The sequence below is a fragment of the Streptomyces sp. NBC_01515 genome (genome assembly GCF_045040345.1).
Classification (GTDB): domain Bacteria; phylum Actinomycetota; class Actinomycetes; order Streptomycetales; family Streptomycetaceae; genus Streptomyces.
Window position 1 is genome coordinate 6,272,934 of the sequence record NZ_CP109416.1, and the last position, 17,375, is coordinate 6,290,308.

A 17,375-nucleotide genomic window follows, 5' to 3' on the forward strand; every position below is an offset into this window, starting at 1 on the left:
AGGGGCCCGATGTGACGGCTGAGGGTACGGAGATTGTCGACGGGGCCCCTCCGGTGCTGGCGGAGGTGGTCCGCTCCGGCTTCGTCGAGAGCCGGCACCGGGGCAGCCTGGTGGTCCTGGCGGCGGACGGTTCGGTGGAACTGGCCCTGGGTGACGTGACGACCCCCGTCTTCCCCCGCTCCTCCAACAAGCCGATGCAGGCGGCGGGCGTCCTGCGCGCGGGCCTCGACCTCACCGGCGAGCGCCTCGCGATCGCCGCGGCGAGCCATTCCGGCGAACTCTTCCACCGCGATCTGGTACGCCGACTCCTTTCCGAACACGGCCTGGACGCAGGCCAGTTGCAGTGCCCGCTGGACCTCCCCCTCGACCCCGTCGAGCAGGAGACGTACCTGGCCTCGGGCGCCGTGCGCGACCGGATCGCGATGAACTGCTCCGGCAAGCACACGGCGATGCTGGCGGCGAGCGCGCTGCGGGGCTGGCCGTTGGAGTCGTACTTGGACCCCGATCATCCGCTCCAAAAACTTATCCACAGGGTTGTGGAGGAAGTGTCGGGCGAGCGGGTCGCGGCCGTGGGTACGGACGGCTGTGGCGCCCCGTTGATGGCGATCAGCTTGACGGGGCTCGCTCGGGCCTTCCGTTTCTTCGTCCTGGCGGCCCCGGGTTCGGCGGAACGCCGGGTCGCCGACGCGATGCGGGCTCACCCCGAGTACGTCGCCGGCACCCGGCGTCCCGACACGTGGCTGATGCGCGCGGTACCGGGTCTGCTGTCGAAGATGGGCGCGGAGGCGGTCCAGGCGGTCGCCCTTCCGGACGGACGGGCACTGGCGTTCAAGGTGGAGGACGGGGCGGGGCGGGTGTTGGGGCCGGTGCTACGGCGAGCGCTGGGCCTGATGGACGTAGCGGTCGGGGAGATCGGGAGGGCGGTTGTGTTGGGCGGGGGGCGTGAGGTGGGGGAGATCCGGGCGGTGTTCTAGGGGGCCGGGAGTGGGGTCGGGGGCGGCGTCGGGGGCGGGCCACTCGCTTCTTGGCCAGTGTCGGGCTTCCGCGGCCCGAGTAAAGGGCGCTCCCTGCGGTCGCGTCGGCTGCGCCGATTCCGCTGCGCTCCACCCTTGACTCGGTCCGCTCCAGCCCGTTTGAGAAGCGAGCGAGCGGCCCGGAGGAACGGGCGGCCAAGGTGGGCAGGCCCCTACCTGTACTGCGTCGCGGGCCGGGGTGAGGGGACGCGCTCGCGTCTCGCCAGCACGCCGGGCTGGCTCAGCGGCCAACCCCCGGTGGGTGGGTGCTGGAAGCCGGGGGTAAATCTAACCACCGTAGCGACCTTTGACCGGTTAGAAATGGCCCCAGCTTCCAGAGAGGAAAGGGCTGAGGGTGCGGGGGGCGCGCTTCTGACTTTCACTCCGGCCGCCGCTTTGGCTGTCCCCCGTTCACTCTTTCAGCGAGGGCGGCCTCACTCAGCCCGTCCGGCGTTTGAGGACGAGGCCGTTCAGGCCGAAGCGGGGGTCTGGGGGCGGCAGCCCCCAGGGATGGGACGGGTAGGGGCGGCGGGGGCGAGAAAAATCCCCGAGACACCCCGCCGCTCGCACACCTAGCGTGATCCCATGACCAGTCACCCCCAGGATCTCGCCGTCCGCCCCGTCACCGAGCCCGAGATCCCCGACTGGATCCGCGCCCTGAACACCGGTTTCCTCCGCACCCCGTCCCTCTCGGACGAAGAGATCGCCGACCGCAGCAGTTACATCGACCCGTCCCGCACCCTCGGCGCCTTCGACGGCCCCCGCTGCGTGGCGACCTTCCGCTCCTTCCCCCAGGAACTCACGGCGGTAGGCGGCACCCCGGTCCCCGCGGACGCCATCTCGAACGTCACCGTCACCGTCACCCACCGCCGCCGAGGCCTACTGACCCGCATGATGGCCCAGGACCTGTCGGCAGCGAAGGAACGCGGCGACGTAGTGGCCACCCTCATCGCCGCCGAGTACCGGATCTACGGCCGCTACGGCTTCGGCCCCGCCACCTCGGTGACCCAGTGGGACATCGACGTGACGAGGGCGGGCCTGGACCCCCGCTGGTCCGCCCCGGAGGACGGTGGCCGCATCGACCTGGTGGACGGCGAGGACGTACGCAGACTCGGCCCCGAACTGCACGAGCGCCTGCGCCGCACCCAGCCCGGCGCGGTCAACCGCGACGACCGCTGGTGGCAGGTCAACACGGGCGCCGTACGCCTGGAGCGCGCGCCGTGGACGGAGCTGTTCTACGCCGTCTACCGCGCGGCGGACGGTGAGGTGGAGGGTCTGGCCGCGTACGTCTGCGACGACACCTGGACCGACGCCAAGCAGCCGTTCGACACGGCCACGGTGAAGGGGCTGATCGCGACCACCCCGGCGGCCGAACGGGCCCTGTGGCACCACATCTGCTCGATCGACTGGGTGGCGAAGGTGAAGTCGGGCTGGCGTGCCCCCGACGACCTGCTGCCCCTCCTCCTCCCGGACCCGCGCGCGGCGACGATCACGACCCAGGCGGACTGGCTGTGGGTGCGGGTCCTGGACGTCGTACGGGCCATGGAGGCGCGGTCGTACGAGGGGGAGGGCACGTTGGTGTTCGAGGTGGTCGACGGGGCCGGGCTTGCCGGTGGGCGCTACCGGTTGGAGGCGTCGGCGCAGGGTGCGGCCTGTACGCCGACCACGGAGAGCGCCGAACTCACCCTTGATGTAGGGGAGTTGGGGACGCTGTGGCTGGGGGACGAGTCGGTGGTGCGGCTTGCCGCGTTGGGGCGGGTGCGGGAAGAACGAGCGGGCGCCGCCCGTGTGGCCGACGCCCTGCTGCGTACGTCCAGGCGGCCATGGTGCCCGGACATCTTCTGATCCTGAACGACCTTTCCGCTGGTGCCTGTTGATGGACTGGACTCATCCGTAGCTGTAGCTGTAGCTGTAGCTGTAGCTGTTCAGTTGTGGTTGTGGTGCCGGCCGCCGGGCTCTCGGCTCCCCTCCAGGAGAGAGACCCAGGCGGCCAAGTCAGTCAAGTTGGTGACCAACTCTCTTCTAGTTATCTCCTCTTGGGTACGTCTCATAACCACCTTTCCTTGAACTGCCCAAAGATGGCGGGAAGTTGTAGTGTTTGGTCGTGGACCCGGAACACGCCACCGTCAATGGACGGACGAGGTCACCACGGCCACAGTGGTCACACCGCGAGCTGGCCGACGAGCTGCGCACCCGGATCAGGTCCGGTGTACTGCGGCCCGGCCAGCGCATGCCCACCCAGGCCAAGCTGGCGGACGAGTTCGGCGTCGAGCGCGGGGCCGTACGACAGGCACTGCGCATCCTGCAGTCCGAGCGACTGCTCACCAACGTGTCCAAGGGCAGCCCGGCGACTGTGGCCCCCGACCTCAACCTGGCCCTGACCGGCCCGGGAGCCCCGCCGCAGCCCACGATGGTCGGCCTGGGGCCGCGCATTTCGGAGGCCTTCGCGCAGCCGCACGTCGAGATAGAGGCGCTGTGTCTGACGGCGGTCTCGCTCACGCTGGCCATCGGCGAACCGCTCCGTCAGATCCATGCCGGACGTCTGAAACCGGCCAAGGTCGACGTCCGGGTGCTGCTGCCGAGCAGCGACATCGACCTCGCCTTCCCCTCCCGCGTGGACGCCCCGGCCGACAGCCGGCTGCAACGCCGCTGGCTGGCCCAACGCAACGCCCAGGGACAGGTGTTGAAGCACAACATGCTCGCGTTACGCGCGACGCACGGCATCGACGTGCACATCACGTTCCGCGCGCTGCCCTTCACCCCGCCGGTGAAGCTGTACCTGCTCAACGGCTCGGAGGCGCTCTTCGCCTACTACACGCTGACCAAGGGCGAGGCGGAGATCGGCCACGAGCAGGTGGAGATGTACGACGCGGAGGGCACCCAGTCGATGCTGTTCGCCTTCGACCAGGGCGCCGGGTTGCGGGACACGACGTTCGTGGAACAGTCGCACCTGTGGTTCAACGCACTGTGGGAGACGATCAGTTCGGAGCTCACGCTGACACCCACGAGCTGATCGCCTCCCGCAGTGGCTGACCTGATGTGACCTTGGGGGCGGCCTTCGGGTCGTACGGTCACAGGGCCGGTCCGGTGACCAGCAGGGCCAGGACGACGGCCCCGATGGAGCTGATGGCCGGGCTCTTGGCCTTGATGCCGATGGAGAGCAACAGCAGGCCGATGATCCCGGTGGCGCCGTACTTCCACTGGACGATCTGCTCGAAGCCGACGACGAAGACGGCGGAGAGGAGGGCGATGGCAGGCACGGTGGTTCCCCCTTCGGGCTGTGGAAGCAAAACTTCCACCAACTTGGAGAAGTTGGCAGCCAACTCTGCTTAAGTTGTTCCCGATTGGCACCTACTCACACCTACTTACAATCAGGTTCCAAACAACTCCCCTTAGATGGGACAGAGTTATACCGTTTGGTCGTGACCCAGGAGAACGTGGCAGTGAACGGCAGCAGAAGCTTCTCGCCCCAGGAGATCGCCGACGCCCTACGCGACCGCATCCGCACCGGCGACCTCAGGGCAGGAGACCGCCTGCCCACCCAGGCCGACCTGGCGGAGGAGTTCGGGGTCGAACGAGGCGCCGTACGCCAGGCGTTGCGACTCCTCCAGGAGGCGGGCCTCCTGACCAACGTGAGCAAGGGGAGTCCGCCGCGGATCGCGGTGCCGCCGGCGCCGGCAGCGGGCGAGCCCCAGCCGACCATGGTCGGCCTGGCCCCGCGCCTGTCGGACGCGTTCGCGGCATCGAACGTACGCGTGGACGTCGTGTGCCACACGGCGGAGACACTGATGCTGGCCCTGGGCGAACCCCTCCGCCAGATCCACGAGGGCCGCCTCGGCCCCCAGTCGATCGAGGTCCGCATCCTGGTCCCCTCCAAGGAGATCACCCTCGCGTTCCCCGTCCCGGCCGACGGCAGTGGCGAGGACAACTCGGTCCACCAGCGCTGGCTGTCGATGCGCAACGCCCAGGGCCAGGTACTCCAGCACAACCTGCTGGCCCTGAGAGCCACGCACGGCATGGACGTACACGTCACCTTCCGCGCCCTGCCCTTCACCCCACCCGTGAAGCTCTACCTCCTCAACGGCCAGGAGGCGCTGCTCGGTTACTACTTGCTGACGCGGCGGGAGGAGGAGTACGGCAGCCAGACCCTGGACATGTACGACGCCCTCGGCTCCCAGTCCCTCCTCTTCTCCTTCCAGCGGCAGAGCGGCGAGCGGGACGCCGCGTTCGTGGATCAGTCGCAGCTGTGGTTCGACGCCCTCTGGGAAACCATCACCACGGACCTGACACTCTCCTAGTGACTCCTGATACGACGCAGACTGAACCGGTGACAGTAGAGACAGAGAACCTGCGAGAACTGATCACCAAGGCCCGCAACGTCCTGTTCGACTTCGACGGTCCGATCTGTCGGCTGTTCGCGGGGCACACCGCGGAGCGCGTGGCGGGCGAACTGGTCGAATGGCTCGAAGGGCGGGGACTGCACGGCCTGTTGACGGAGGCGGAACGGGACTCCCTGGACCCGCACATGGTCCTGCGCGCCGTCGACCGCCGGCACCCGGGCAGCGACCTGGTCGCGGAGCTGGAGGAACGCCTCACGCAGGAGGAACTGCGGGCCACGGACTCGGCGATGCCCACGGCGTACGCCGACCCGCTGATCCAGACCTGGTCGGCGGTGGGCTCACGGCTGGCCATCGCCACCAACAACTCCCCGCGGGTGGTGCGCACTTACCTGTCCGGCCGCGGGCTCTTGTCCCGCTTCGCCCCGCACGTCTACGGCCGCACCCAGGACCTCCAACTCCTCAAGCCCCACCCGCACTGCCTCAACCGTGCGCTGAAGGGCCTGGGCGCCGCACCGGCGGCCACCTTGATGATCGGCGACACTCCCACGGACTTCGAAGCCGCGGAAGGAGCCGGAGTGTCGTTCCTCGGCTACGCGCGTAACGACCGCAAGGAGAAGGTGCTGCGCGACGCGGGAGCCGAGCATGTGGTCGGCTCCCTGGACACGGTGTTGCGGATGCTGCGGGATCAGGCCTGAGTCATCAGGAGCACGAAGATCACGGCTCCGACGGACATGCAGGTGGTGTTGCGGGCCTTGAAGCCGACGCCGAGCAGGAAGAGGCAGAGGAGGCCGAGGGCCCCGTAGCGGGACTGCATCAGTTGCTCCACGCCGAGAGACATAACCGCCCCCAGCAGTTCTAAGAAGATCACGGGACCCCACCCCTTGTTTCTCTCTGCTTGTTTCTCTCCGGCACTGGTTCTGTCCGGTTGCGGATCAACAACCGTTCCAATTGGACTGGTTGCCGTAAATTTGATGTGCCCTGATGGCTTGATCGGTTAACGTAACCGCCCTATTTGCATGATGGGCGGTCACATTGAGCCGCCAATATGGCTGGAAGCGGTTTGGTCGCCATGCCGAAGAGGTACGGTCGCGATGTGAGCTCAGGACGTGGCGAAGGCGGCGGCAGGGAGTACAACACCCTGCTGGAGGAACTCCGTGTCCGTATTGCCGACGGGACGTACGCGGTGGGCCAATCGCTGCCCACGCAGCGCGAGTTCGCCGACGAGTTCGGGGTCTCCCGTGACACGGTGCAGCGTGTGCTGCGCGAGCTGAAGGACGAAGGGTGGATCGAGTCCCGTCAGGGAAGCGGTTCGCGGGTGGTGAAGAGCCCCATACACTCCGGCAAGGTTCCGCAGCAGGCACCCCGGCTGCGGGCGGCCCTGGGGCCCTTCGTCACCCGGGCGTTCGCCCAGCCGACGGTGCGGCTCGACGTCTTCACTCTCACGTCGGAGAGCCTGGACGCCCATGTCCGGCTGCAGGCCGAGCACATCCGTACCGGGGAGATCGCCACCCCCGAACGCATCGAGTTGCGGATGCTGTTGCCCTCCGAGTCGCTGGAACTGCCGTACCCGCGGGCTCTGAAGCCGGTGGGCGAGCCTGAAGTTGCCTATGGACCCGAACAATTGGACCGGTTGCAGGAACAGATACAGGAACGGCTGCGAGGCATCACCCGAAGGCACACGACGTCGCTGCGCGCGGCCCTGCGGAACCTGGAGACGGAGGGACTGGTGCCGTCCGTGGAGGTGGAGGTCAGGAGCATCCCCCTGGTCCCCGCCTTCAAGCTGTACCTCCGCCCGGGCGCCGAGGCGCTGTTCGGGCCCTACGAGGTGGTGGAGCGCTCCATCCTCCTCGACGACGGGACGGAGATGGACGCCCTCGACGTCCTCGGCCTGGGATCGACGTTGATCAGGCACGTCAACGACGAGGGTGATCCCAACTCCACCGGATCGGTGTTCATCGAGACCATGCAGGCCTGGTTCGACGCCTGTTGGGAGCGCTTGGCTGTGGCGTTCTGAAATCCGCAGGTCATTGGGTCTACGTCATCAGGTGAGTTGCGTTTTATCGATGTTGTGACTCCCGTTCCGGTCTTGGGCATTACAGTGTGGCCACCCATCTCGCGGCGCATGAACACCAGCGGCGACGTACAGCTATTCAGGAGTGACCTTGGGTGGTCCGCCAATGCCCCGAGCTCCCTTTTCGGAGAGGGAGGCGCATGATGCGTTCACCTCGCTCGTGGCTTGCGCCAGGGTCGAGGGAGAGTTCAGTCGGGGGCACCACAATCTGAACCATGTGGTGCAGCCGCCGGGTTCGGTGAGTGCACGGCTGCCGGAGCTGAGGGGGCATGAGCGGGTCACCATCCGTCAGCGGATCGGTGACGCGCTGCCCGTCGTCATCCGGACGTGGCAGGACGAGGCAGAGATCCTCGACGCGCTCCGCGGAGTGCTGCCCCATGTGCCGCAATGCCTCATCAGACACGGCGACATGACGGTTCTGAGCTATGTGCAGGGGGTGCCCCTGTCGACGATCTGCCGTAACGGCAAGCGGGTGGACTCTGATCTGATCTCAGCCCTCGCGGGCCTGCTCGCGGACATGACGCAGGTGCGCAGAAAGGATCTGCCACCGCTGCCGCAGTCCTGGCCCCGCAACGGCCGGGACAGCCGGGCCTTTCTCCGGACTCTGGCCATGACGACGGAGGAGCAGATCCGGAAGCGCAACTGGTCGGAGTTCGGCGGTCTGTTCGCCACGCTGGGCATTCCCGAGGACGCCATGGTGCGGTTCGCCGAGCGGGTGCCGGCCATGACCAGCCGCCCCTTCAGCCTGCTCCACACCGATCTGCACCGTGACAACGTGATCTTCTCGTACGACGGTGACCCGCCCCTGATCTGCGTCGACTGGGAGCTGGCTACCTTCGGCGACCCGGTGCACGACCTCGCCACCCATCTCGTACGCATGGACTACCCGGGTGAGCAGTGGTCCGAGGTGATGGACGCCTGGCGCACCGCCATGGACCATCGGTGCGGTGACGCGGTGCAGGGCGCCGAGCGGGATCTGAAGCACTACATCGATTTCGAGCGCGCGCAGTCCGTCTATCCGGACGTGATCCGGGCGGTGACCTCGCTCGGTGACAAGTTCGACCAGCGGGAGCTGGATGCCGCGACGCACGCGGTGCACCGGGCGTTGGTGGCGGCGGAGAGTCCCCTGCGGCTCAAGAGCGTGCCGGATGAGCAGGCCATCGAGGGGATGCTCTTCCGGTGGAACGTGTCCAACGGCAAGCGGCACAGCAAGGACCGGAACAAACTGACCATCGCCTGGAAGCGGGACTTCAGGGTTCCTGAGCACCCGAAGTTCCCGGCGTGGGCGGTCCGGGACGCGCTCTTCGGGGAGGGCGCCGCTCCCGCGGACCATGTGTTCAAGGGGACGGCCCATCTCAGTACGGCGGTGTGGGTGCGTGGCATCCCGTTGCCCGTCATGGTGCGGCGGAAGGTGGGACCGGCCAATCCGCGGGAACGGCGGTACCTCAACGAGCATGCCGTTCTGCGAGCGATCGAGAAGTCCGGGGTGAAGGTGCGTGCCCCGCGGGTGCTGGCCCTGGGCACCAGTCATCGCCATCTGAAGGACCAGTTCACCATCCATTCCTACGAGGGGCCGAAGGGCGAGATCCGGCACCCGGACCATCCCACCGAGGGGCTGCTGCCGCACGAGGCGGACGATCTCGTCGACCAGCTCTGTGAATTGACGAAGATCGACTGCGACGAGCTGGGCTCGGACACTCTGGGCCAGGACTTCTACCTCGGGCTGCGCCTCGAACTGCTCCGCATGGTGTCCGAGCTCCCCAAGGAGACGCTGGCGCTGGCCCGCGAGCTGGGCCTGCCCGGAAACGTCATCCGCCTGGGGGAGATCCTCGACCGGCACATGGTGACCCCGCGCCGGTCCGTGCTCCTGCACGGTGACCTCAACCCCTGGAACCTGGTGCGTCGCGAGGACGGCACGGGACTGACCCTCATCGACTGGGAGATGGCGATGGTGGGCGACCCGCTCTACGACCTGGTCCGCCACATGCACCTGACCCCGACGAGCCCGGACATTCGCGATCGGCTGTTCACCCGCTGGGCGAGGAGGATGCCGGAAGAGTGCACCAAGGGCTGGCGCGAGGGCTGGAACGTGTACCGCTGGATCGAGACCGTGCGGTCCGCCTATGTGGACCTCGACCGGCTCGTGACCGGAGACAGCCTGGAGGCTCCCAACGTCCGCCGGGCGGTCGACACCTACGCCATGACCCTGAGAACGGCGACCGCGTCACTCGGGCTCAGGGACAGATCGACGGCAAATCCCTATCTTGCCTTGGCACTTCCCGGGCCCGACCATGGACAGACGCGGACGCACGAGCACCCCGCGGAGGCATGACTCCTGACTGTGCGTCGCGTGACGGGGGAGAGGGGCTTCGATGGCCGGCGGTGGAAGAGGGCTGCCGGAAAGCACCCTGGGTGAGCGGCTCAGGCGGTTCCAGGCCCGCTACGAGCCGACGATCACGCGGCTTGTGCTCCTCTCCGTCTTCGTCGTCGGGCTGATCGCACAGTTCGTGAAGCCGGTGGGCGACGCCCTCCAGGGCAAGGTGTTCCTCGGCAGCGCCCTTCTCAGCGTCGTGGCCTATGTGCTGTACAGCAAGGTCAACGACCTTGACGCGTCGCTCAGGGTGCCGTCGCGCGCCCAGGTGAAGTCGTCGGAGCTGGGCACCTTCGTGACCGATGCCTTCCGCGACCGGACGGTGGAGATCAGTTTCCTCGGCTACACCGGCGAGACGCTGTACAACGAGCTCTATCACCGTCTGGAGGAGCTCCACGAAGATCCCGGTCCGACGCGGGAGGTAGTGGTCAGGTTCCTGGTCCCGGACTTCCGCGTTCCCATGACCGTGCCCTCCCGGGTGGGCGAGGGAGGCGTTCCCGTGGATGACGTGGAGTTCCGCGAACGGGTGGAGCTCAAGTGCCAGGAGTACGACCAGAGGCTGTCGGGCATCGCGCGGCGGCTGATGTCGGTGGGGCGGGTGACGGCCGCGTGCGAGTACCGCTTCTACCCGGGCATACCGCGCGACAAGATCTGCATCTTCAACCGGAAACTGGTCCTGCACGGTCTCTACGACGTGTCCGCCCGCACCATGGGGCTCAGTCCGGAACCGGACTACTACGACCCCCAGGGGTATCGCACCGACCTGAGTGTCTGGTCGCGGGAGGACACCGACGACGCCAAGGCCGCCATCGCGACCTGGAACAAGCACTTCGACGCCCTGTGGGAACTGGCCGAGAGGCCACCCTGGCACAGGGGCACGCCTGCCTGACCGCGCGCTCGGCTAGGGAGCGGCGTCGAACAACGGGATCAACTCCTCTTCCTCGTATGTCAGATGGGCCTCCAGCGCCGTCGTCAGCCGCTCCACCTCCGCGCGGACCACCGCCGGTTCCCCGGTCGTCGCGAGCGTCGCGCGCAGTTCCTCCACCAGCTCCGCGATCCGTTCGTGTTCCTCGCGGAGGCGGGTCAGGGCCGGGGCGGCGGTGGGGTGGCGTTCGGTGATGAGAGGGAAGAGGACGGTGTCCTCGCCGGTGTGGTGGTTGTGGAGGCCCTGGCAGAACGTGAGGCAGTTGACGCGGAGTTGGGCGCCGAGGGTGGTCGGGTTGGGGCCGGTGGTGAACTCGGCGCGGATCAGGGAGAGTTCGTGGCGGAACGCGTCGTGGACCACCTTGATGGCCTCGCCGAAGGATGCCGCGTTGATGGTTCCCGGGCCGCCCTGCGCCAGGCTGTGGAGGGCTACGACCGGGATCACCCGGTCGGTCTTCTCCTGGTACGTCGCCCAGCCCGGGTCCGCCTCCACCGCTCGGGCGAAGAGCTGGTCGCGTTCCTCGCCGGTGAGGACCTCGGCTCGGGCCTCGTAGGTGAACACGCCGCTCTCGACGGTGACTTGGGGGTGGACGACGAGGTTGTGGAACCAGTCCGGGTGCCGGTCGGAGCCGGCCGCCGAGGCGATGACGAGGACCCGGTCGCCGTCGGGGAGGTAGCCGACGAGGGTGGTGTGCGGGGTGCCGGTGCGGGCGCCGGTGGTGGTGAGGAGGAGCAGGCGGGCACCCTCGAAGTAGCCGCTCATACGGCCCCGGTTGGCGCGGAACTCGTCGATGACGGGTTGGTTGAAGTCGTTGGGCATGCGGTGGTGATCTCTTCTCTCTGTCGCTGCGCGGTGATGTGATGACTCGAATCGACTTCGACTTCGACTTGGACGCAGTGACAGATGGCGGGGCTCTCGCCCGCCTCGGCCTCACTCGGAGGCCGGGTACCCGACTCGCTCACGGCACAAGGCCGACCCGGCAGTCATGAGGGGGACGGTAGCGTCCGTCGTATGACTGATGCCACCGAATTCGAGGACATCCCTACGACCACCCTCGCCGATCTGCTCGGCCACGCGCAGGTGTTGGACCTCGGGGTCCGGGCGTTGTGGGGACCGATGGCGCGTCTCGCCGGGCCGGCCTTCACCGTGCGGTGTCCGCCCGGCGACAACCTCATGCTGCACGCGGCGATCTACCGTGCCGAGCCCGGTTCGGTCGTCGTCGTTGAGTCCGGTGATGTGGAGTACGCGCTCGCCGGGGGGAATGTGTGCGCCGTAGCGCAGCGGCGCGGCATCGCCGGGTTCGTCGTCGACGGGGTGATCCGGGACGTGGGGGAGGTGCGGGCGGCCGGGTTTCCCGTGTTCGGGCGGGGGGTCGTGCCGATCCCGGGGGTCAAGAAGGCTGTACTGCCGTTGAACGAGCGGGTGCGGTGCGGGGGCGTCGCCGTCGACGCCGGGGATGTCGTGGTGGCCGACGAGGACGGGGTCGTGGTCGTACCGGGTGCGCGGCGGGCCGAGGTGCTCGCGGGGGCGTTGGCGCGGTTGGCCCAGGAGGGCGCCGAGAGCCTTGACGAGTGGGAGGCCGCGCATCGGGCCCGGGTCGACGAACTGCTGCGCGCGGGCGGGTTCGAGGGGTGACGGGCGTGGCGGAGGAGTGGAATTTGGCGGCCGTGCGTCGCGTGGGAGCGGAATGGCTGACGGGCGTGGCGTGGGGGCGGATTGTGTCCGATCCTGTTGGCGATGCTCCTCTTCCTTGATGTCGACGGGACGCTGCTCCCCTTTGGTGCGTCGCGGCCCTACCCGGTCTACGAAACGGGCTTCGCGCCGCCGGCCGTCGCCGCCCCTCCGCTCCTGACCCGGATCGACCCCTCGCTCGGGCCGCGGCTCGCCGCGCTGCGGTGCGAACTCGTGTGGGCGACGACCTGGATGGACGACGCCAATGTGTGCGTCGCGCCCTGGCTCGGGTTGCCCCAACTCCCCCTGGTGGACTGGCTCGAACCGGCGGAGGGGAGTGAGCGCGAGGGGGAGAGTGCTGTCGGCGGTCGCCTGCACTGGAAGACCCGGTCGCTTGTCGCCTGGGCTGCCGGGCGGCCTTTCGTCTGGGTCGACGACGAGATCCGGGACGCCGACCGCGACTGGGTCACCGCCCACCATCCCGGGCGGGCGTTGTTGCAGCGCGTCGACCATCGGTACGGGATCACGGGTGCGGACTTCGATGCGATGGAGGCGTGGGTTGCGGTCAACCTGTAGTAAGGGGTGGGTAGTTGAGGAGCGGCGGAGGGTGAACCGTTAGAACGGGGGCTCTTCGGACGCCAGTTGCCGCAGCCACCTCGCGCTTTGCGTCGCGCCCGCTGCCCGCGTCTCGTCGGTCGCCCCGGGGAAGTGCCGGCCCCAGGAGACCGCGCGGCCGATGACGCCGAGCCGTCCCGCCAGGGTCAGCGCGCGGCGAAGTTCCTTGCCGGTACGGCCAGTTGCCGTCCAGGGTTCCAAGTAGGCGTCCCGCAGGCGGGGCAGCGCCTCGGGGCCGTAGCGCTCGGTGACTCGCCCCGCGGGGACCAGGAAGCTGCAGAACGGGTGCGATACGGCCGCGTCGCCCCAGTCGAAGAAGGTGAAGCGGCCGGGCCCCTGGTTGAACAGCTGGCCGTCGTGCAGGTCGGAGTGGTCGAGGGAGTCGGGGATGCCCAAGTCGGCGAGTTCCGCTGACCAGTTGAGCAGGCGTGGCCGTAGGGCGTGCAGGGTGGTGGGGTCGGCGTCGGGGGCGGGGTGTCGTAGCGGCGCCGGTGTTTTGTCCAGGACCGACCCGATGAACTCCACTGTCTCGTCGAAGACTTGGGGGAGGGCCGTCGTCCTCGCGCTGGGGACGCCGAGTTGTTCGAGGTCCTTGGTGTACGGGACGAGGGCGCGCTGCATCGTCGCGTACTGGCGCAGCGGTTCCTCCCAGGCGCGGGCGTCGGTGGGGGTGCGGTCGAGGACCTGCCGGAAGAGTTCGCCGCCGTCGGGGAGGAGGGACCAGCCGCGGTCGGCGTCGACGGCGAGGGGTTCCAGGACGTACTCCGGGACCCAGCGGGCGAGTGCGGCGGTGAGCGGTGCCTCGAAGGCGCCGGCGGGCGGATTGGCCTTCAGCCATACCGAGGTGGAGGTGGAGGTGGTGGCGCCTTCTACGGGGATGCGGACCAGGACGGACCACGGGCGGAGGCGTACGCCCCGGCGGGCTGTTCCGCTCTCGCGCAGGCCCCTTGCCGTGAGTTCGCGGGTGGCCCAGGCGAGGGCCGCGTTCCGCCAAGTCGCCTGGTCCCAGGGTGTCTTGGCGTTCTCGTACTGGCCTCGGTCCATGACCGTCGATGTGTCGTCGCCGTCGCCGTCGCCGTCGCCGTCGCCGTCGTTGTCGTTGTCGTGCATCGGGTCATTTCAGCAGTGGGGCCGTCCGGGTTCCATCGAATTCCGCGCGGTAGCGTGCCGATCATGGCGGACTGGGAGCTACGGGCCGCGTCGGCCGCCGATGTCGACGCGATCGCCGAGCTGCGTGCCGTCGTACTGCGCGATGACCTGGAACGGCTCGGGCGGTACGACGCGCGGCGGGTGCGGCAGCGGTTGCGGGACGGGTTCGAGCCGGGGTGGACCTGGGTGATCGAGGTGGGCGGGGCGTTCGCGGGGTGTGCGGCGCTACGGCCGGACGCGGGCGCCCGTTGCCACTGGCTGGAGCATTTCTATGTGGGCGCGCCATATCAGGGGCGCGGGATCGGTTCCGGGGTGCTGGGGGAGCTGCTGGAGCGGTGCGACCGGGATGGGGGCGGCGTCGTACGGCTGAACGTGTTGCGAGGGAGTTCGGCTCGGCGCTTGTACGAGCGGTACGGGTTCGTCGTCGAGGCGGAGGACTCGGTGGACGTGTTCATGGTGCGTGCGGGGAGCGAGCCGAGGGCAGCCTCCTGAGCTGCGTCTTCGGCGTCCGGACCGGGCCGGCCTGACATTCGCGGGGGCTGTGTCGTCGTACGGGTATGAACACAAGAATCCGGTACGTCAGCCTCGGTCTGCTGGCCGTGGTCAGTCTGTACACAGGGCTGTGGGCCTACTTCTCGCCGACGGGGTGGTACGCGAACTTCCCCGGGCTCGGGCTGAGTTGGCTGCCCCAGCTGGGTCCCTACAACGAACACCTCGTCAAGGACGCGGGGTCGATGTTCCTCGCGCTGGCCTGCCTGACGGTCATCGCGCTGCGCCATGTGCGGAACACCCGGCTGGTGCAGACGACGGGTGCGGTGTGGCTGGTCTTCAACGTGCTGCACTTCAGCTATCACGTGCAGCATCTCGACATGTACGGGACGCGTGACCAGGTGCTGAATGCCGTGTCCCTGGCCGCGTTGATGCTGTTGTCGGCGGTGTTGCTGGTGCCGACGTTTCCTGGACGGCGGGGTGACACCCAGTGAAGGAGAGGGCCGGCATGCGGGTGGCGGTGGCGGGCGGTACCGGGCTGGTCGGGCGGTACGTGGTCGAGGAACTGGTCGCGGCCGGGCGGGAACCGGTGGTGCTGAGCCGGTCGCGGGGTGTGGACCTGGTCGCGGGCGGCGCGGGGCTCGATGCGGCGCTGGAGGGTGTGGACGCGGTCGTCGACGTGAGCAACGTGACGACCACGAGCGCGCGGAAGTCGGTCGCGTTCTTCGAGGCCGTCGGGCGCAATCTGCTGGACGCGGGGGAACGGGCCGGCGTACGGCATCACGTGGCGCTGTCGATCGTCGGCATCGACCGGGTCGGGCTCGGCTACTACCAGGGCAAACTCCGCCAGGAGGACGTGGTGCGGGGTGGGTCGGTGCCGTGGTCCGTGCTGCGGGCGACGCAGTTCCACGAGTTCGCGGAGCAGACCCTCGAACGGGTGCCGAAGCCGTTCGCTGTGGTGCCGCGGATGCGGACCCAGCCGGTCGCCGCGCGCGAGGTCGCGCAGCACCTGGTGAAGCTGGCGGTGGGCCCGGCTCAGGGCATGGCCCCGGATCTCGCCGGGCCGCGCGTCGAGCAACTCGTCGACATGGTGCGGCGGTTGCTGCGGGTCCGGGGGGAGCGGCGGTTGGTGGTGCCGGTGCGGATGCCGGGTGGGGTGGGGGCGGCCATGACGGGGGACGGGCAGTTGCCGGTGGGGGGTGGGGTGCGGGGTCGGCAGACGTTTGACGAGTGGCTCGGGGAGCGGAATGTGGACGAGGGCGTGCGGGGCGTGGACGAGGATGCGAGGGGCGTGAAGGAGGGCGTGCGGGGCGAGCGGGAATCGTCGGGCGGGCGGGATTCGCGGGACCCGCGGGACTCGCAGGGAGGGTGATTGTCGCGGTGCCGTTCAACTCGTCGTCCGGATTGTCGTCGGGATCGGGTCAGGGCCCGACTGTCCCGGCTACCCCGGCCATCCTGAACTCGCAGGACTCGCAGGCAGGGTGATCGTCGCCGTCCGGACCAGGCCAACCCGGCCATCGCGAACTCGCAGGATTTACAGGGAGGATGATCGCCGCCGTGCCGTCCAACTCGCCGTCCGGATCGACGCCTGGATCGGGCCAGGGCCCGGCCACCCCGCCGGTCCCGGCCAACCCGGCTGTCCCGACGCTCGGTTCGCTCATGGCCGAGCGTCGTCGGCTGCTCAACCTCGGGTACCGGATGCTCGGTTCGGTGCAGGATGCCGAGGACGTCGTACAGGAGACGTACGCCCGTTGGTACGCGCTGTCCGAGGAGGGGCAGCGGTCGATCGACGCGCCGATGGCTTGGCTGACGCGGGTCGCCTCGCGGATCTGCCTGGACCAGTTGGGGTCGGCGCGGGCCCGGCGGGAGCGGTACACCGGTGAGTGGTTGCCGGAGCCGGTGCGGCACGGGGCCGGGTGGGCCAGTACGGGCGGGGCGGGTGCCGACGATCCCGCCGACCGGATCACCCTCGACGAGTCGGTCAGCATGGGGATGCTGGTGGTGCTCGACTCGATAACTCCCGCGGAGCGCGTCGCCTTCGTCCTCCACGACGTCTTCGGCCTGCCGTTCACCGAGATCGCCGAGACGGTCGGCCGTACGCCGGCCGCCTGTCGCCAACTCGCCTCGTCCGCCCGCCGCCGCCTGGCCCACCGCCCGCCCGGCAGCGCCACGGCGGAGGAACACGGGCGCGTCGTCTCCGCGTTCCGCGAGGCCTGTGAGACCGGGGACCTCGACGCGCTGGTCGCCCTGCTCGACCCGGCGGTCGAGTCGCGCAGCGACGGGGGCGGCAAGGTGCGGGCGGCCCTGCGTCCGGTCGTCGGCCGCGACAAGGTGGCTCGCCTCTTTCTCGGGCTCATGCGGCGGGAACCCGAGGTGGAGCTGGTTGAGGATGACGTGAACGGGACGCCTGGGGTGGCGGTACGGATCGGCGGGATCACGTTCGCTGTGCTTGCGGTGGGGGTGGGGGGTGGTGGGCTGATCTCCGATTTGTGGTTGGTGGTCAACCCGGACAAATTGCGGGCTTGGAATGGGTACGGCGATGGCGATGGGTACGGCGGCGGTGAAGCTCCGTGATGGCTTCGCTCGCCCTGGGGGCCGTCACTGACCTGCATGGCATTCCTCGCCCCGCAACGATCAACTGCGGGGGCAGTGTGGCCAATTGGGGCGCTCAGACTGCCGCGTCGTCGACGAGTCGGCGGAGGTCCGTCGTACAGGCGTTGCCAGACCGGGC

General features: G+C 68.8%; 18 protein-coding genes. 14 read left to right on the plus strand and 4 right to left on the minus strand.

The genetic code is table 11. The features are described from left to right. Positions 1-11: 11 nt before the first annotated feature. The 3 genes from OG407_RS28275 (at position 12) to OG407_RS28285 (ending at position 4,026) form a co-directional block, all read left to right on the plus strand. Positions 12-974 (plus strand): asparaginase, encoded by a 963-nt coding sequence (locus OG407_RS28275; protein WP_405862264.1) that lies wholly within the window; start codon positions 12-14, stop codon positions 972-974. A gap of 624 nt (positions 975-1,598) precedes the next feature. Next, positions 1,599-2,858: a GNAT family N-acetyltransferase gene (locus OG407_RS28280; protein ID WP_405862266.1), complete on the plus strand. Its 1,260-nt coding sequence runs from the start codon at positions 1,599-1,601 to the stop codon at positions 2,856-2,858. Positions 2,859-3,111: 253 nt separating this feature from the next. Then, on the plus strand, positions 3,112-4,026 hold the full coding sequence (locus OG407_RS28285; protein ID WP_403591639.1) for a winged helix-turn-helix domain-containing protein: 915 nt from the start codon (positions 3,112-3,114) through the stop codon (positions 4,024-4,026). Between the two features lie 58 nt (positions 4,027-4,084). On the opposite strand, the gene OG407_RS28290 is transcribed toward OG407_RS28285, so the two are convergent. Then, positions 4,085-4,273, minus strand: coding sequence for a hypothetical protein (locus tag OG407_RS28290; RefSeq protein ID WP_019062567.1), 189 nt, complete (start codon positions 4,271-4,273; stop codon positions 4,085-4,087). 156 nt (positions 4,274-4,429) lie between these two features. Between OG407_RS28290 and OG407_RS28295 the strand changes: the two genes are divergently transcribed. Together OG407_RS28295 and OG407_RS28300 are read left to right on the plus strand one after the other, a co-directional pair. Then, a complete protein-coding gene (locus tag OG407_RS28295; RefSeq protein ID WP_405862268.1) occupies positions 4,430-5,311 on the plus strand; it encodes a winged helix-turn-helix domain-containing protein in 882 nt (293 codons plus the stop codon). After that, positions 5,311-6,048: an HAD family hydrolase gene (locus OG407_RS28300; protein WP_403591645.1), complete on the plus strand. Its 738-nt coding sequence runs from the start codon at positions 5,311-5,313 to the stop codon at positions 6,046-6,048. The genes OG407_RS28295 and OG407_RS28300 overlap by 1 nt, the downstream gene beginning before the upstream one ends. On the opposite strand, the gene OG407_RS28305 is transcribed toward OG407_RS28300, so the two are convergent. Continuing rightward, the gene (locus OG407_RS28305) at positions 6,039-6,221 is read right to left on the minus strand and encodes a hypothetical protein (RefSeq protein WP_403591648.1); all 183 of its coding nucleotides are present in this window, start codon (positions 6,219-6,221) and stop codon (positions 6,039-6,041) included. The two genes, OG407_RS28300 and OG407_RS28305, sit on opposite strands and share 10 nt — an antisense overlap. Before the next feature lie 201 nt (positions 6,222-6,422). Between OG407_RS28305 and OG407_RS28310 the strand changes: the two genes are divergently transcribed. The 3 genes from OG407_RS28310 to OG407_RS28320 all read left to right on the plus strand — a co-directional run bounded on the left by OG407_RS28310 (position 6,423) and on the right by OG407_RS28320 (position 10,684). Further along, the gene (locus OG407_RS28310) at positions 6,423-7,367 is read left to right on the plus strand and encodes a GntR family transcriptional regulator (RefSeq protein ID WP_405862271.1); all 945 of its coding nucleotides are present in this window, start codon (positions 6,423-6,425) and stop codon (positions 7,365-7,367) included. Positions 7,368-7,530: 163 nt separating this feature from the next. Further along, positions 7,531-9,756 carry an aminoglycoside phosphotransferase family protein gene (locus tag OG407_RS28315; protein ID WP_405862273.1) on the plus strand — a complete coding sequence of 742 codons (2,226 nt, stop codon included), beginning with the start codon at positions 7,531-7,533 and terminating at the stop codon, positions 9,754-9,756. A gap of 40 nt (positions 9,757-9,796) precedes the next feature. Further along, positions 9,797-10,684, plus strand: a complete 888-nt coding sequence (locus OG407_RS28320; protein ID WP_405862275.1) for a hypothetical protein — start codon at positions 9,797-9,799, stop codon at positions 10,682-10,684. A 12-nt stretch (positions 10,685-10,696) separates the two neighbouring features. Here the strand turns inward: OG407_RS28320 and OG407_RS28325 are convergent, their stop codons facing one another. Then, on the minus strand, positions 10,697-11,539 hold the full coding sequence (locus OG407_RS28325) for a nitroreductase/quinone reductase family protein (protein WP_405862277.1): 843 nt from the start codon (positions 11,537-11,539) through the stop codon (positions 10,697-10,699). 192 nt (positions 11,540-11,731) lie between these two features. On the opposite strand from OG407_RS28325, the gene OG407_RS28330 reads away from it, so the two are divergent. Both OG407_RS28330 and OG407_RS28335 read left to right on the plus strand, forming a co-directional pair. Beyond that, positions 11,732-12,355, plus strand: a complete 624-nt coding sequence (locus OG407_RS28330) for an RraA family protein (RefSeq protein WP_405862279.1) — start codon at positions 11,732-11,734, stop codon at positions 12,353-12,355. A gap of 102 nt (positions 12,356-12,457) precedes the next feature. Next, positions 12,458-12,967, plus strand: a complete 510-nt coding sequence (locus OG407_RS28335; protein ID WP_405862281.1) for an HAD domain-containing protein — start codon at positions 12,458-12,460, stop codon at positions 12,965-12,967. A gap of 39 nt (positions 12,968-13,006) precedes the next feature. Here OG407_RS28335 and OG407_RS28340 read toward each other — a convergent pair whose 3' ends face one another. After that, on the minus strand, positions 13,007-14,116 hold the full coding sequence (locus OG407_RS28340) for an aminoglycoside phosphotransferase family protein (RefSeq protein ID WP_405862283.1): 1,110 nt from the start codon (positions 14,114-14,116) through the stop codon (positions 13,007-13,009). 63 nt (positions 14,117-14,179) lie between these two features. Between OG407_RS28340 and OG407_RS28345 the strand changes: the two genes are divergently transcribed. From OG407_RS28345 to sigJ, 4 genes are all read left to right on the plus strand, one after another. Then, positions 14,180-14,647: a GNAT family N-acetyltransferase gene (locus OG407_RS28345; RefSeq protein WP_405862285.1), complete on the plus strand. Its 468-nt coding sequence runs from the start codon at positions 14,180-14,182 to the stop codon at positions 14,645-14,647. Between the two features lie 65 nt (positions 14,648-14,712). Continuing rightward, positions 14,713-15,138 (plus strand): hypothetical protein, encoded by a 426-nt coding sequence (locus OG407_RS28350; protein ID WP_405862287.1) that lies wholly within the window; start codon positions 14,713-14,715, stop codon positions 15,136-15,138. A 14-nt stretch (positions 15,139-15,152) separates the two neighbouring features. After that, complete coding sequence (locus OG407_RS28355) at positions 15,153-16,016, plus strand: SDR family oxidoreductase (RefSeq protein ID WP_405862289.1); 864 nt, start codon at positions 15,153-15,155, stop codon at positions 16,014-16,016. Between the two features lie 173 nt (positions 16,017-16,189). Next, on the plus strand, positions 16,190-17,218 hold the full coding sequence (gene sigJ / locus OG407_RS28360; RefSeq protein WP_405862291.1) for an RNA polymerase sigma factor SigJ: 1,029 nt from the start codon (positions 16,190-16,192) through the stop codon (positions 17,216-17,218). The last annotated feature ends 157 nt before the right edge of the window (positions 17,219-17,375 follow it).

What these genes read in the sequence shown, in the direction of transcription:
- OG407_RS28325 (WP_405862277.1), bottom strand. Translation starts at nt 11,539, where the DNA reads ATGCCCAACGACTTCAACCAACCCGTCATCGACGAGTTCCGCGCCAAC.
- OG407_RS28310 (WP_405862271.1), top strand. Translation starts at nt 6,423, where the DNA reads ATGCCGAAGAGGTACGGTCGCGATGTGAGCTCAGGACGTGGCGAAGGC.
- OG407_RS28350 (WP_405862287.1), top strand. Translation starts at nt 14,713, where the DNA reads ATGAACACAAGAATCCGGTACGTCAGCCTCGGTCTGCTGGCCGTGGTC.
- OG407_RS28340 (WP_405862283.1), bottom strand. Translation starts at nt 14,116, where the DNA reads ATGCACGACAACGACAACGACGGCGACGGCGACGGCGACGGCGACGGC.
- sigJ (WP_405862291.1), top strand. Translation starts at nt 16,190, where the DNA reads ATGATCGCCGCCGTGCCGTCCAACTCGCCGTCCGGATCGACGCCTGGA.
- OG407_RS28355 (WP_405862289.1), top strand. Translation starts at nt 15,153, where the DNA reads ATGCGGGTGGCGGTGGCGGGCGGTACCGGGCTGGTCGGGCGGTACGTG.
- OG407_RS28280 (WP_405862266.1), top strand. Translation starts at nt 1,599, where the DNA reads ATGACCAGTCACCCCCAGGATCTCGCCGTCCGCCCCGTCACCGAGCCC.
- OG407_RS28320 (WP_405862275.1), top strand. Translation starts at nt 9,797, where the DNA reads ATGGCCGGCGGTGGAAGAGGGCTGCCGGAAAGCACCCTGGGTGAGCGG.
- OG407_RS28345 (WP_405862285.1), top strand. Translation starts at nt 14,180, where the DNA reads ATGGCGGACTGGGAGCTACGGGCCGCGTCGGCCGCCGATGTCGACGCG.
- OG407_RS28335 (WP_405862281.1), top strand. Translation starts at nt 12,458, where the DNA reads ATGCTCCTCTTCCTTGATGTCGACGGGACGCTGCTCCCCTTTGGTGCG.
- OG407_RS28330 (WP_405862279.1), top strand. Translation starts at nt 11,732, where the DNA reads ATGACTGATGCCACCGAATTCGAGGACATCCCTACGACCACCCTCGCC.
- OG407_RS28315 (WP_405862273.1), top strand. Translation starts at nt 7,531, where the DNA reads ATGCCCCGAGCTCCCTTTTCGGAGAGGGAGGCGCATGATGCGTTCACC.